Source organism: Lysobacter sp. BMK333-48F3, from assembly GCF_019733395.1.
GTDB lineage: Bacteria > Pseudomonadota > Gammaproteobacteria > Xanthomonadales > Xanthomonadaceae > Lysobacter.
Genome location: NZ_JAIHOO010000001.1, coordinates 3,158,713 through 3,172,760, shown reverse-complemented (window position 1 = coordinate 3,172,760; position 14,048 = coordinate 3,158,713). Strand labels below are relative to the sequence as shown.

Here is a 14,048-nt window from a genome sequence, read left to right as displayed (position 1 = left end):
GCGCCGTCCGGCGCGCGGTATCCGCACGGACCCGCCAAGCGGCGGGCTCAGGGAGCCAGGGCCATGCTCAAGAATCAACCGCAGGATGCCAACAACGCCCAACCGGGCAACAACGACAACGACGACGTCGTCTCCGTGTTCCGCGACCAGGCTTACGAGCGCCGTGCGCAGCAGCACGCTCTCGTCGCCGACGATGCGGCCGCCGCGGGCGACTACGACCAGAAGCCGTGGGGCTTGCTGTACAGCGCGCTGATCAACTCGCTGGGCGTGACGCCGGACACGTTCCAACTGGTGTATCCGTACACCAAGTGGAACTGGGCGACCGCCCAGGCCGGCTACATCGGCTCGGCGCAATACGACTTCTGCTCGACCGTGCCGCAGTGGAGCGCGGTCGGCAGCTACGTCTCCAGCGGCGACCGTTTCAACGACGCCTACCAGCAGTTCCTCAACGTGATCCTCGCCGCCACCGACGATCCCAAGCTGCGCCAGCAGATCCGCGACGCCGACCAGCAGGTCACCAAGGCGAGCAACGACTACGACACCATCTACCGCCAGGCCGAAACCAGCTACGGCGACAAGGTCAAGGACAACGACCCCTCGTTCAGCGACTGGCTCGGCTCGGCCGCCGGCAAGGGCTGGGCGACCAAGCTCGCCACCGCCGAAACCAAGCTGTTGCAGACCCAGAAGACCTACAACGCGCTGGTCGCGAAAGCCAATACGCCGGGCCTGGCCGACGCGCAGAAGCAGTTCGAGAACGAAGACTTCTACGCCCGGCTGGAATCGGTCGCGCTGCAGAACTTCCCCAAGGTGCCGTACTGGGCGGTGGCGCAGGACTCGGCCGAATGGGTCGACGCGGTGCTCGCCGGCGAGGGCCCGGCCGGCGCGACCATGGGCTTCACCGCGCGCGACTCGTCCTACGACTACAAGAAGACCTGGGCCGGCGGTTCGGCGTCGGTGCGGCAGTGGTTCTGGGAGGTGCAGGTCGCCGGCAAGTGGGAGCGCGTGACCCAGTTCGAGAGCGACAGCCAGCTCGAAGTCTCGCTGGAGTTCGAAGCCATCGACCAGATCCAGATCCAGCCTTCGGGCTGGTACAACGGCCCGGTGGTGCGCAGCCTGTCCCAGGGCCCGTACACCACCGGCTACAGCGAGTTCGGCGGGGGCGGCACCAAGGCCGTGTTCGGCGAGAAGGGCTTCTTCACCCTGCTCAAGACCGGCATGATCGTCGGCTTCAAGCCGAGCTTCTCGATCCGCACCAGCAAGTCGACCTTCGACTCGTTCAAGCAGAAGTTCAGCGCCGCGACCGGGCTGCGGATCGGGCCGTTCGTGTTCGAAGCCGCCGGCGGCAGCGAGCAGGCCGGCTGGAACGCCAGCGCCTCCGGCAACAGCTTCACCGGCACCACCACCTCGAACCAGGCGCTGATCATCGGCGTGAGCATCTCCAAGCTGCCCTAAGCGCGAGCCGGGGGCGAGCGCGTGACGCTCGCCCCGGAGCGGTAGAAAAGCCAAGCGACGCCGGCCGGGGCCTCCCGACCGGCGTCGCCGTTTTCGAGGCGCTCCGAGCCGCAACGCGGCGCGGCCTTGTAGGAGCGGCGTGAGCCGCGACATCCGAAGCGACGAAATACCACGCTTGCGACCGGAGTCCCGTCTTGCCAGGGCAAGGCGGAAACGAGCCCGAAGGCCCGGGCTTCGGTTGCGGCGCTAACGTACCTCGCTTCGGATGTCGCGGCTCACGCCGCTCCTACAGGCGGATGGCGCGGATGTGCCGGCGGCCCTTTGGTAACGCGACCGTCGCAGCGGGGACACGGCATGCCGTATTCGAGGCCGCATCGTCGCAAATGCCGAAGCCCGGTCGCCCGGGCTTCGGTGGTGGCGCTGAGTTACGCCGGTTCGGGGGATCGCGGCTGACGCCGCTGGCCCGGACCGCCGGCTGCGGCGATCACTGGATCTGGCAGAAGGTCTGGTAGTGATCGGGCGTGTAGTAACGCATCTCGACCACGTTCTTGCGCGCGCCCATGGTCACCAGATAGACCAGGCGCCGCTGCCCGGCGGAGCCGTCGTCCTTGCGGATCTTGCCTTCCCAGTACTGCTGGCCGCGCGCCGCGCGCGGCAGCTTGGCCGGGTCGTTGTTGTAGACCTGCACATCCATGCCGGCGCGGGCGCACTCGGGGATCGGGTCCGGCATGGTGATGCAGTACGACATGTTGCGCATGGCTTCCTTGATGTCCGGCGGCAGGCTGCGGCAGACCGGCGGCTTGGCCGCGTCGGCCTGGGCCAGCGTGGGCGCCGCGGCCAGCAGGGCGAGCAGCACGGGGGTGGCGATCTTGACGTTCATGGTCGTTCTCCTGGAGGTCGCCGAGGCCGTCGAGGGCCGGCGACGAAGCGCGGCGAGGAAGACGGCGCTGTCCTTGCGGAATGCGAGCGGACCGGCCGCGCGGTCCGCGACGCCGGGGATCGGCGTCCGCACAGCGACCATGACGCCGCCTCGAAGGCTTCGCCTTACCGCGAACTTACGATCGCGCGCGGTCTGCGTCGCAGCCGCGCGCGATTCGCTAAACCATTGATCCATCTCAAAATCGACGACCGTAAGGTTGCCGTAAGGTTGCGCGTGGCCGGTTCAAGCAACGCTGAGACACCGGGCCGCCGCGTGCCGCCGCCCGGGATCGCCCCGCCGTCCGGCGGACGAGACCGGGCACGGCCGCCGACCGCGCGGCAGCAGCAAGGAGCCGCTCATGTCCCAGTCCGATTACCTGGCACCCGACGCCGAAGAGACCCTCGACGTGCAGGACGACCTTGGTCCGCTTTCGCAATTCCGCCACGGCGCCCAGGACCGGCGCCTGCTCGAACTCGCCCGCCTGGATGCCGGCCTGGCCGCCAATCTCGACTTCGACGACAAACCCTGGGGCCTGCTCTATCGCGCCCTGATCGACTCGCTGTACGCCTCGCCCGACGATTTCCAGTTGATCTATCCGGCCCAGCCCTGGGACTGGCCGCGCACCCAGGCCGGTTTCATCCCCGGCGCCCAGTTCGACTTCTGCGCCACCGCGCCGCAATGGAGCGCGATCGCCGCCTTCGTCTCCAGCGGCGACACGGTGCACCAGGCCTATCAGCAATGCCTCAACGTCGCCCAGTCCGAGACCGAGTACCCGAGCCTGCGCCGGCACCTGATCGACGCCGAGGACGAACTGGTCGCGGCGACCAACCAATACACCCTGGCCGCGACCTCGGCCGCTTCGGTGCACGCCAACCGCGGCGGCGAGGACGCCTCCAGCTTCAGCCAATGGCTGGGCAGCCGCGACGGCCGCCCTTACCAGAACCGCATGGTCGCCGCCGAAGTGCCGATGAACCAGGCCCAGGCGCACTACGCCGCGCTGGTCGCGCAATGCGACAACGCCGAGCTCGGCGCCGCCCAGCGCCGTTGCGGCGACGAAGCCCATCGCGTGCGCCTGGCCGACCTGGACCTGCTGCGCATGCCGAAGGTCCCCGACTGGCGCATCGCCGAGCACGCCGAGGCCTGGACCGAGCGCGCGCGCCGCGACGACGGTCCGGCCGGCGTGACCCTGGGTTTCAGCAACCGCGAAGCGCCCTACGACTTCGGCCAGACCTGGGCCGGCCGGCAAAGCAAGGTGCGCCGGCTGTTCTGGCAGCTGCGCATCGACGACCGCTGGGAACGCATCGACGAGTTCGAATACGACCACCAGCTCGAGCTGTCGCTGGACTTCCGCGCCGTCGACCGCATCGCCATCGCTCCCGGCGACTGGTACGACGGCGACTTCGCCCGCAGCCTGATCGACGGCCCGTTCGCGCACGGCTACAGCGCCTTCGGCGACGAACGCAGCCAGGCGGTATTCGGCGAAAAGGGCTTCTTCGGCCTGGTCAAGCGCTCGATGTACGTCGGCTACAAGCCCAGCTTCGCGATCCGCACCACCACCTCGACCTTCCGCCGCTTCGGCTATCCGTTCCAGGCCGCGACCGGCCTGCGCATCGGCCCCTTCACCTTCGAGGCGCAAGGCGGCAGCCGCGCCGCCGGCTGGCGCGCCGACGCGGCCACCCGCACCTTCACCGGCACGACGACCTCGGACGTGCCGATGATCATCGGGGTGGGGATCGGGGAACTGCCGAACGCCTGAAGGCGAGCAGTGAGCACAGGAGCCAGGAGTTAGCGTGTAGGAGCGAGGAGTGAGCAACTGCAGGAGCAAAAGCTTCGGCTTTCGCTCACTCCTCGCTCCTCTCCGCTCCCTCCTCAGCTTCTCACCGCCCGAACACCCGCGGGCAATTGCTGCCCTCGCATTCGCCGGTGGCCTCGTGCAGCAGCACCGACTGGCCGAGGTCGCCGCGCGGCGGGTCGACGCCGATCGGCACGAACAGGATTGCCGCGGTGCTGCGGCCGAGTCCGGCCGGCAGTTCGAAGCTGCGCACCACGCGGAACCGCGGCACGCCGGCGAAACGGCGGTCGAAACGCTTGGCGGCGTCGCCGGAGCCGCGCCAGCCGCGCAAGTCCGGGTCGCTGGCCACGATCAGGGCGCCGCGCTGCCAGGGCTCGGCGAAACGCTCGACCACGTTCGCCCCGCCCTCGTCCGCCTCGCGCAGGAACTCGCCGAGCGCGCGGCCGAAGGCGTTGCTGTTCGTGCTCTCGACGGGGTCTTCGGCGGCGATCGCTCGGGCCAGTTCCGGCACGGCCGGCAGCGGCTGCCGCGACTGCTCCAGCAGTGCCGGCGGCAGCGACGAGCGACGTTGCTTCAACCCAGCGATCTCCGCCTGCGCGCGCACGATCTCGAAATACGGCTGCGCCGCCGCGCCGCCGGCCGCGTCGATGCGCGCGCGCACCTGGCGCGAGCCACCGGCGTCGTTGCGCAGTTCGGCATCGATCAACAAGGCGCCCCGCGCCAGTTCCGGCTGGCGATACAGCCAGGCCCAGGCCCAGCCGCGCCAGGCGCCGTCGTAGCGCGGGTTGGCGCGCAAGGCGCGCTCGAACATCGCCTGCGCGGCGTCGCGCTGGCGTCGCAGGCGCTCGCGCTTCAGCGAGCCGATTTCGCCCTCCTGCATCGGCGTCGACAACTCGCCCATGAAGGCGCGCAGGCGGCGGATGCCGAGTTCGCGCGCGGCCAGGCTGCTGTGCGGATCGGCGTCGAGCGCGATGGTCAGTTCTCGCTCGATCGCGGCATCGGACTGCGCGCCCTCGCGCGGCCGTCCTTCGTCCTGGTTGATCAGACGCTGATACGCCGCCATCGCCGCCGCGTACTCGACCGCATCGGCCGGCTGCGGCCGCTCGCGCGCCAACTGCGCGAGCATGGCCAATTGCTGGCGATAGAACGCGTCGCCGCGCGCGGCGTTGCGCGCCGCCGCGCGGATCAGGCGCGCGCTCTCGGCTTCGTAATCGGCCTGGCTCAGGCCGGGCGGCGGGTCGATCTCGATCGCCGGCGTCACTCCCGCCTGCCGCATCCGCGCCGTAGCCTCGCGCGATTGCGCCGCCTCCTGGCCGGCCTTGCGCTCGCGCTGCACGACCATGTAGCCGTGTCCGAGCAGCAGCACGCCCAACACCGCGGTCGCGATCGCGGCGCGCGCGGCCAGCTCGCGGTCGCGGTCCTCGTAGGCGCGCCAGGCCACCGCCAACAGGCTCGGCACGCCGGCCAGCACCAGGCCGGCGCGGAACCAGCGGTCGCCGGTATTCGCCTGCGGCGGCGACAGCCACTGCCCGAACACCGTCATCGCCCACATCGGCAGCGACATCAGCCAGCCGGTGTACGGCGCCAGCACCAGCACCACGAAAAACACCAGCACGCCGATCTTCAGCCAGGACAGCCACGAGGGACGCCAGCGCATGGGCAGGACGATGCGCATCATCGGGTCTTCAACAGCCGCGGCAGGGTCACCGCGAACACCCAGCACAGGACCAGGAACGCCGCGCCCAGCCCGGTCATCAGCATCGCATCGAGCCAGGCCTCCAAGGGCCTGTTGGCCGGATCGGGCTGCAAGGCCGCGTACACCCGGTGCAGGCCCTGGGCGATGAAGGCGAACAGGACCGGAAAAGCGACCGCGAGCATGCCGCGCGATTTCGTCGCCAGGCGCAGGTTCGACCACCACGCCGGACGCGGCAATCGCGCCGGCGCTGCCGCCGGGGTCAACCGCGGCGGCGGCCGGCCCAGACGCGGCGCGCGCAACCGCGCCGCGGCCGGTTGCGCCGCCGGCATGCGCGGCGGTTCCACCACCGGCCGCGGCCTGGCCTTGCGCGCGGTCTTGGCCAGCAGGTCCTGGCGCGCGCACGAGGCGCAGGCCTGGCCAGCGTAATGCTGGTGTTCGCGCTCGCGCTTGCACACCACCAGCCGGCCGCTGGACGGGCGCGCGTAATCGCGCAGCGCCGCGCTCCAGTCCGCCGCGCTGGGCCGCTCGCCGCCGTCGCCGAAGGCGCGGTCGAACAGCTCGCGCAACTCGCGCGGCACGCTGGCGTGGGCGCTGACCGGGCTCGGCGCCATCAGCCGGTGCGCGCGCAGGCCGTAGGCGTAGTAGCGCTCGCGAATGCGGCTGGGAATATCGGTCGGCACCCGGTCCGCGCCGGGCTTGCCGGTGTAGGGATGCAGGCCGAAGTTGAGCAGTTGGAAGATCACCACCGCCAGGGCGAAACGGTCCTGCGCTTCTTCGCCGAGCGGATCCGGCCCGCGTTGCTGGAACTCGGGCGCCAGGTAATCGGGGGTGAATTGCGGCGCGGAGTAGCGCCGGCCGCGGCCCTGGATGCTGAAGCCGTCGCAATCGAGCAAGGCGATGTACAACGAGGCGCGATAGAAGCGCAGATTGACCGGCTTGAGGTCGACCACGTAATGGTGCTGCGCGTGCAGGGCCGCGAGCACTGCGGCGAGGTTGGCGGCCAGGGTGATCTTCGGCCCCAGGCCGACCGGCAACCCGGCCGCGCGCGCCTGGCGCTCCTGCAGCACCTGCTCCAGTTCGGAGGTCGATTGCACGTCCAGCGCCGGCATGGAAAAGCCGACGAAACCGCCGCGCTCGTCGCGCACCGCCGCGTCCGGCCAGGCGATCTGCACATAGCGCTTGCCGCCTTCGAACTGGTCCGGCAACTGCGGACGCAGCTCGAGCATGGCCTCGACGCGGTCGGTATAGCTCGGCGGATCGACCCGCTCGTGGTAGATCTTGGCCACGCGCTCGGGGAACTCGGGCAGCAGGTAGACGCTGCCCGCGCCGCCGCTCTTGATCAGCGCGCCCAGGCGGGTACGCCGGTCGCCGATGCGGACGCTGCTGCCGCTGGCCGGACTCTTGCTCACCGGCTCAAGCCCGCAGCGCGATCAACAGGGTCTTGTCGTCGGAGGTGATGCCGTGCGTCCGCGGATCGTCGAGCGTGCCGTGCAGGGCGCGGCTGCCGGCGGCTTCGTCGACCGAGCGCAGATAACGCTCGACCGGCTCCATGAACGGACGATACAGGCCGGCATTGCCCTTCTGCATCGCGAACGGCATCGCCCCGTCGGACATCAGCGCCACCCGTTGCACCGGCTCGTCGACCGCGAGCACGCGCAGGCAGGCGCGCCAGGCTTCGCCGGTGACGAAGTAGGTTTCGTTGGCGTATTCGCCGTTGTGCGGCAGCGAGATCCGCGCCGGCGCGTCGATCTGCGTCGGTTCGGCCACGCCGAGGCCGTCGCCGATATGCACGAACCAACCGCGCCGGGCATCGCCGACGAAGGCGACCAGGGTCGCGGCGTAGCTCGACAAAGCCGCGCCGTCGCGCGCGGCGCGCGCGACCAGCGCCTCGCGCGCCAACCCGACCGCCTCGCCGGCGAAACCGGCGAAGGCCGCCTCATCGGCCTGCAGCCAGTGCGGCTGCGCCGCCAGGCGTTCGCCCAGCGTCGCCACCACCGCATCGGCGATCAGCCGCGATCCGATTTCGCTGTGAGCGGCCGAACCGGCGCCGTCGCATACCGCCGCGACCAGACGTTCGCCGTCGACCCGGTACGCGAACGCGTCCTGGCACGGGATGTCCTTGTCGAGGTGGGATTTGCCGGTCGCCGACGCCGCATGTACCTGCCAGCCCATGACCCGGCGCCGCTCAGGTCGGCACCGCGGACCAGGTGTCGGTCGAAGGCAACTGGGCCTGTCCGCCCGGCCGCGACTGCGACACCACCTGCATGCTCGCGCTGAGCCACAGGAACAGTTCGCGGAACTGCAGCCCGTGCAGGCGCTTGACCCCGGCCAGGCCCTTGCTGCTGAACTGGCCCATGGCCTGTTCCTGCGAACCCTCGCCGACCGCGATCGGGAAGATCGCGACCTTGTTGGCCTGTTCGGCTTCGCGCGCGCGCTTGGCCGCCGCTTCCCAGGCGTCGGTCGGCGAACCGTCCGACATCAGGAACAGCCACGGCCGGGTGTAGGCGACGCCGGCCTGCTTGAAGCGCTGCTTCTCGTTCTCGATTTCGCTCAGCGCCAGTTCGACCGCGCGGCCGGTCGGCGTGGTGCCGTCGGCTTCCAGGGTCGGCGCGGTGAAATCCATCGCGTCGCACCAGTCGCCGACGACTTCGGCATGGTCGAAGCCGCCGTAGCGGATCACCAGCACGCGCACGCGCTTGGCCGCGATCACATCGTCCTTGAGCTCGCGCTCGAGCAGCTTGAGGCCTTCGTTCAACTGCCCCACCGGCGCGCCGTTCATGCTGCCGGAACAGTCGAGCACCAGCACCAGCGGCGTGCGCTGTTCGGTGTTGTCGACCAGGGATACGTCGGGGATCGCCGTCTGCGTCATGGCATTCCTTTGCGATGGAGGAAAGCCCGAGTATAGCCGCGCCGCGCCCGGCCCGGTCCAGCGCCCGGCCTGGGCGCCCGCCGCGGCAAGGGCGGCGGAACGAACGGCCGCGCCGGCCGGCCCTGGCCTAGAGCGAATCCTGCGGTTCGATCACCGGCGCGTCCTCCGGCACCCGCGCGCAGCGGCCGCTGCGCGAAACCCAGGCTTCCCAGCACCAAAAGCCCCAGGCCGCGACGGTCAGCACCGAGGACACGATCGCCAGGACCACGGCGCTGCCGCTGACCAGCGGCGAGATCACCCCGGCCAGCAGCGCGTTCACCACCAGGCCGCCGAAGGCCTGCAGCGACGAAGCCGAGCCGCGCTGGTGCGGGTACATGTCGAGGATCGACAAGGTCACGATCGGGAACACCAGGGCGATGCCGAACGCCAGGATGCACATCGGCAGCACCGCCCACGGCACCTGCGGCGCCGGCGCCAGCAGGTTGTAGCCCAGGTTCAAGGCGATGGCGAGCGCGCAGAAGGCGAAGCCGATGCCGACCAGGCGATCGCCGCTGATCTTGCCGGCGGCGCGGCCGGAGGCGAACGAGCCCAGCACCATGCCGCCGATGGTCGGCACGAAGAACCAGGCGAACTCGCGTTCGCTGAGCTTGAGGATGTCGAGCACGAACGCCGGCGCCGAGCCGATGTACAGGAACAGCGCGCCGAAATTGAGCGCGCCGACCGCGGTCAGGCGCTGGAAACGCGGGTTGAGCCAGATCGCCACGTAGTCGCGCAGCAGCCGCTTGGGCTTGAGCGACAAGCGCGCCTGCGGCGGATGGGTCTCGGGCAGGCCGAGGGCGACCGCGATCCACAGCAGCACCGAGAATACGACCAGGAACCAGAAGATCGCCGGCCAGTGCGCCCAGCCGAGGATCCAGCCGCCGATCACCGGCGCGATCGCCGGGGCGATGCCGAAGATCATCATCACCTGGCTCATCAGCCGCTGCGCGTCGTCGCCGTGCAGCAGGTCGCGGATCACCGCGCGGCCGACGATCAGCCCCACCCCCGCCGAAAGGCCCTGGATCGCGCGGAAGAACAACAACGTCGACAGCTGCTCCGACAACGCGCACGCCACCGACGCCAGGGTGAACACCCCCAGCCCGCCGAGGATCACCTTGCGCCGGCCGATCGCGTCCGACAGCGGCCCATGCACCACGCTCATCAGCGCGTAGGCGATCAGGTACACGCTGATGGTCTGCTGCATCGCCAGCTTGTCGGCGCCCAACTCGGCGCCCATCACCGGGAACGCGGGGAAGATGGTGTCGATCGAGAACGGGCCGAACATCGCCAGCCCGCCCAGCAACAGAGCCAGGCGGCGGATCGACAACGGCAGCGCCCGTGCGGGCGCCGAAGACTGGGAAGGTGCGCTCATCAGCTCGCGGCGTTGGATGCGTCGGTGTCGATCGGGACCTCGTCGGGCGGGCCCTTGAGCTCGACCAGGTTGCCTTCGGGGTCGTACAGGTACTGCGAGGGGCCCTCGCCTTCGGCGCCGTAACGCGAACCGAAATCGCCGATGCGCGCGCCGTGGGCTTCCAGATGGGCGACGATGGCAGCGCGGTCGAACGGCTCGGCGCGCAGGCACAGGTGGTCCATGTTGCGGCCCTCGGCGCCGGCCGGCGCCCCGCCCATGCGGCCGAGCTTGCCGTTCACGTCGACCAGGTCGATCAGCGACAGGCCGGCGCGCAGCTGGACCAGGCCGATCTCGTCCTGGCGCCGCTCCAGGCGGCAGCCGAGCACGTCGCAGTAGAAGGCCGCCATCGCCGCGGTGTCGCGCACTCGCAGGACCACGTGATCGAGGTGCAACAGACTGAACGGTCGCTCGGACATCGTCGGGCCTTATCGCATGAACGGGGCGTCAGCATACTCCCGCCCGGCCCACCGCACGGGCGGCGGAGTTGTTTCGATCTGTCCATAAGGCCTGCGCGGGGCCGCATGGCCGGCGGGCCGCGGCCGGGGCCGGCCGGAGGCGGCCGCAGCCGCCCGCCCCCGCCGCGCTCGCCAGCGGCTATAATCGCCAGCTTGACACCCGCGGTGGGAGAAGCGGCCGGCCCCTGGCCCGTCGCTGCCGAAGGCGCAACGCCCGTAATCGCTCAGGCCCCATACCGCCGCCGGGTACAAAACTCTGGAGAGACCGACCGGCCCGCAGCGACACGCGGGACGGAACCGGCGCCGAAGGTGCACGAAGCGAGCGCGGACAGGAGCGGCCTTAGCGCCCCCCTCCCCCAAGCGGCCTGAGCCGCAGCGCGCTTCCAAACTCTCAGGCAAAAGGACAGAGGGGCGCCTCGCGTGCGGCACCGCACGCTGCCAACGGACGCCCCTGCCCATGAGCCACAACGCCACTTCCCTGCGCGATCTCGAGCACCACGACGCCTTCATCGAGCGCCATATCGGCCCCAACGACGCCGAGATCGGCCACATGCTCAAGCAGGTCGGCTACGACTCGCTCGAAGCGCTGACCGACGCCATCGTTCCCGGCTCGATCAAGTCGACCCAGCCGCTGGCCCTGCCGGCCGCGATCAGCGAAGTGGAAGCGCTGGCCAAGGTCCGCACCATCGCCACCCGCAACCAGGTGTTCCGCAGCTTCATCGGCCAGGGCTATTACGGCACCCTGACCCCGAACGTGATCCTGCGCAACATCCTCGAGAACCCGGCCTGGTACACGGCCTACACGCCCTACCAGGCGGAAATCTCGCAGGGCCGGATGGAAGCGCTGATCAACTTCCAGACCATGGTCGCCGACCTGACCGGGATGGAGATCGCCAACGCCTCGCTGCTCGACGAAGGCACCGCCGCGGCCGAGGCCATGACCCTGGCCAAGCGTTCGGCCAAGTCCAAGTCGAACCTGTTCTTCGTCTCCAAGGACGTGCACCCGCAAACGCTGGAAGTGCTGAACACCCGCGCCGAGGCGATGGGCATCGAGCTGCAGGTCGGCGACGACGCCCAGGCGCTGGCCAGCGACAGCTTCGGCGTGCTGCTGCAATACCCCAACACCTACGGCCAGATCGGCGACCACAAGGCGCTGGCCGACGCGGTCCACGCGCGCGGCGGCCTGGTCGCGGTCGCGACCGACCTGCTCGCCCTGACCCTGATCGCCGCGCCCGGCGAATGGGGCGCCGACATCGTGGTCGGCAACAGCCAGCGCTTCGGCGTGCCGTTCGGCTTCGGCGGCCCGCACGCCGCGTTCATGGCCTGCCGCGACGCCTACAAGCGCTCGATGCCGGGCCGCCTGATCGGCGTCTCGGTCGACACCGAGGGCAAGCCGGCCTACCGCCTGACCCTGCAGACCCGCGAGCAGCACATCCGCCGCGAGAAGGCCACCTCCAACATCTGCACCGCGCAGGTGCTGCTGGCGGTGATGGCCTCGATGTACGCGGTCTACCACGGCCCCGAGGGCCTGACCCGGATCGCCCGCCGCGTCCACCGCCTGGCCGCGATCCTGGCCGGCGCGCTGCGCCAGGCCGGCCTGACCGTCGGCCCGGACTTCTTCGACACCCTGGACGTGGTCGGCGTCGACGCCGACGCCCTGCGCGCCAAGGCGACCGCGGCACGGATCAACCTCAACTACTCCGGCGACCCGAACCGGGTCGGCATCAGCCTGGACGAAACCGCCACCCGCGCCGAGATCGTCCAGCTCGCCGAGCTGTTCGGCGCCCGTATCGACGACATCGACGCGCTCGACGCCGCCACCGCCGACGCCCTGCCGGCCGGCCTGCGCCGCCGCAGCGCGTTCCTGCAGCACCCGGTGTTCAACACCCACCACAGCGAACACGAGCTGCTGCGCTACATGCGCTCGCTGGCCGACAAGGACCTGGCGATGGATCGCACCATGATCCCGCTGGGCAGCTGCACGATGAAGCTCAACGCCACCGCCGAGATGATCCCGGTGACCTGGCCGGAATTCGGCAACCTGCATCCGCTGGCGCCGGCCGACCAGGCGGTGGGCTACAAGCAGCTGATCGACGAACTCGAAGCGATGCTGGTCGAATGCACCGGCTACGACGCGGTCAGCCTGCAGCCGAACTCCGGCGCACAGGGCGAATACGCCGGCCTGCTGGCGATCCGCGCCTACCACCGCTCGCGCGGCGAAGGCCATCGCGACATCTGCCTGATCCCGGATTCGGCGCACGGCACCAACCCGGCCTCGGCGCAGATGTGCGGCATGACCGTGGTGGTCACCAAGACCGACGCCAACGGCAACGTCGACGTCGACGACATCCGCCGCAACGCCGAGAAGTACAGCGCCCGCCTGGCCGCGATCATGATGACCTACCCGTCCACGCACGGCGTGTTCGAGGAGGAAGTGGTCGAGATCTGCGAGATCATCCATAAGCACGGCGGCCAGGTGTACACCGACGGCGCCAACATGAACGCCCTGGTCGGCGTGGCCAAGCCGGGCAAGTGGGGCTCGGACGTGTCCCACCTCAACCTGCACAAGACCTTCTGCATCCCGCACGGCGGTGGCGGCCCCGGCGTCGGCCCCTGCGCGGTCAAGTCGCACCTGGCCCCGTTCCTGCCGCGCACCCTCGGCGGCGACGGCGCGGTCGGCATGGTCAGCGCGGCCAGCTACGGCTCGGCCTCGATCCTGCCGATCTCGTGGATGTACGTCACCATGATGGGCGCCGCCGGCCTGCGCAAGGCGACCCAGGTCGCCCTGCTCAACGCCAACTACATCGCCAAGCGCCTGGCTCCGCACTACGAGACCTTGTACACCGGCCGCAACGACCTGGTCGCGCACGAGTGCATCCTCGACCTGCGCCCGATCAAGGACGCCACCGGCATCGGCGCCGAGGACGTCGCCAAGCGCCTGATCGACTTCGGCTTCCACGCCCCGACCCTGAGCTTTCCGGTCGCCGGCACGCTGATGGTCGAGCCGACCGAGAGCGAATCGCTGCACGAGTTGGACCGCTTCATCGACGCGATGATCCAGATCCGCGACGAAATCCGCGCGGTCGAGGAAGGCCGCCTGGACCGCGAGGACAACCCGCTCAAGCACGCCCCGCACACCGCCACCCAGGTCACCGCCAGCGAGTGGACCCGCGCCTACCCGCGCGAGCTGGCCGCATTCCCGCTGCCCTCGCTGAAGCTGCAGAAGTACTGGCCGCCGGTGTCGCGCGTGGACAACGTCTACGGCGACAAGAACGTGATGTGCGCCTGCATCCCGGTGGATGCGTACAAGGAAGAGGAAACCGAGGCGTAAGCGTCGGCAGCCATCCGGCTCGAACCGAAGGCCCCGCTCACGCGGGGCCTTTGTGTTTGCAATGCCTGATCAACACCCGATCAT

General features: G+C 70.0%; 10 protein-coding genes and 1 riboswitch. Of the genes, 3 read left to right on the top strand and 7 right to left on the bottom strand.

Annotated elements, in window-relative coordinates:
- The first annotated feature begins 63 nt into the window (after nucleotides 1-63).
- Nucleotides 64-1,452: a hypothetical protein gene (locus K4L06_RS13530; RefSeq protein WP_221671860.1), complete on the top strand. Its 1,389-nt coding sequence runs from the start codon at nucleotides 64-66 to the stop codon at nucleotides 1,450-1,452.
- A gap of 484 nt (nucleotides 1,453-1,936) precedes the next feature.
- Here K4L06_RS13530 and K4L06_RS13525 read toward each other — a convergent pair whose 3' ends face one another.
- The gene (locus K4L06_RS13525) at nucleotides 1,937-2,332 is read right to left on the bottom strand and encodes a ribonuclease domain-containing protein (RefSeq protein ID WP_255595121.1); all 396 of its coding nucleotides are present in this window, start codon (nucleotides 2,330-2,332) and stop codon (nucleotides 1,937-1,939) included.
- Between the two features lie 397 nt (nucleotides 2,333-2,729).
- Between K4L06_RS13525 and K4L06_RS13520 the strand changes: the two genes are divergently transcribed.
- Nucleotides 2,730-4,127, top strand: coding sequence for a hypothetical protein (locus K4L06_RS13520; protein ID WP_221671859.1), 1,398 nt, complete (start codon nucleotides 2,730-2,732; stop codon nucleotides 4,125-4,127).
- A gap of 121 nt (nucleotides 4,128-4,248) precedes the next feature.
- On the opposite strand, the gene K4L06_RS13515 is transcribed toward K4L06_RS13520, so the two are convergent.
- From K4L06_RS13515 to K4L06_RS13490, 6 genes are all read right to left on the bottom strand, one after another.
- Nucleotides 4,249-5,841 (bottom strand): hypothetical protein, encoded by a 1,593-nt coding sequence (locus tag K4L06_RS13515; protein ID WP_221671858.1) that lies wholly within the window; start codon nucleotides 5,839-5,841, stop codon nucleotides 4,249-4,251.
- Nucleotides 5,838-7,268, bottom strand: a complete 1,431-nt coding sequence (locus tag K4L06_RS13510; RefSeq protein WP_221671857.1) for a hypothetical protein — start codon at nucleotides 7,266-7,268, stop codon at nucleotides 5,838-5,840. The genes K4L06_RS13515 and K4L06_RS13510 overlap by 4 nt, the downstream gene beginning before the upstream one ends.
- Before the next feature lie 4 nt (nucleotides 7,269-7,272).
- Entirely contained in the window at nucleotides 7,273-8,031 is a 759-nt protein-coding gene (locus K4L06_RS13505) for a PP2C family serine/threonine-protein phosphatase (protein WP_221671856.1), read from the bottom strand.
- A gap of 13 nt (nucleotides 8,032-8,044) precedes the next feature.
- On the bottom strand, nucleotides 8,045-8,728 hold the full coding sequence (locus K4L06_RS13500; RefSeq protein ID WP_221671855.1) for a VWA domain-containing protein: 684 nt from the start codon (nucleotides 8,726-8,728) through the stop codon (nucleotides 8,045-8,047).
- A gap of 127 nt (nucleotides 8,729-8,855) precedes the next feature.
- On the bottom strand, nucleotides 8,856-10,139 hold the full coding sequence (locus K4L06_RS13495; RefSeq protein WP_221671854.1) for a multidrug effflux MFS transporter: 1,284 nt from the start codon (nucleotides 10,137-10,139) through the stop codon (nucleotides 8,856-8,858).
- Nucleotides 10,139-10,594 (bottom strand): VOC family protein, encoded by a 456-nt coding sequence (locus K4L06_RS13490; RefSeq protein ID WP_221671853.1) that lies wholly within the window; start codon nucleotides 10,592-10,594, stop codon nucleotides 10,139-10,141. Before K4L06_RS13490 ends, K4L06_RS13495 begins: the two co-directional genes overlap by 1 nt.
- A gap of 195 nt (nucleotides 10,595-10,789) precedes the next feature.
- A riboswitch (glycine riboswitch) is annotated at nucleotides 10,790-10,882 on the top strand.
- Nucleotides 10,883-11,084: 202 nt separating this feature from the next.
- On the opposite strand from K4L06_RS13490, the gene gcvP reads away from it, so the two are divergent.
- Nucleotides 11,085-13,964, top strand: coding sequence for an aminomethyl-transferring glycine dehydrogenase (gcvP, locus tag K4L06_RS13485; protein WP_221673631.1), 2,880 nt, complete (start codon nucleotides 11,085-11,087; stop codon nucleotides 13,962-13,964).
- Nucleotides 13,965-14,048: the final 84 nt, after the last annotated feature.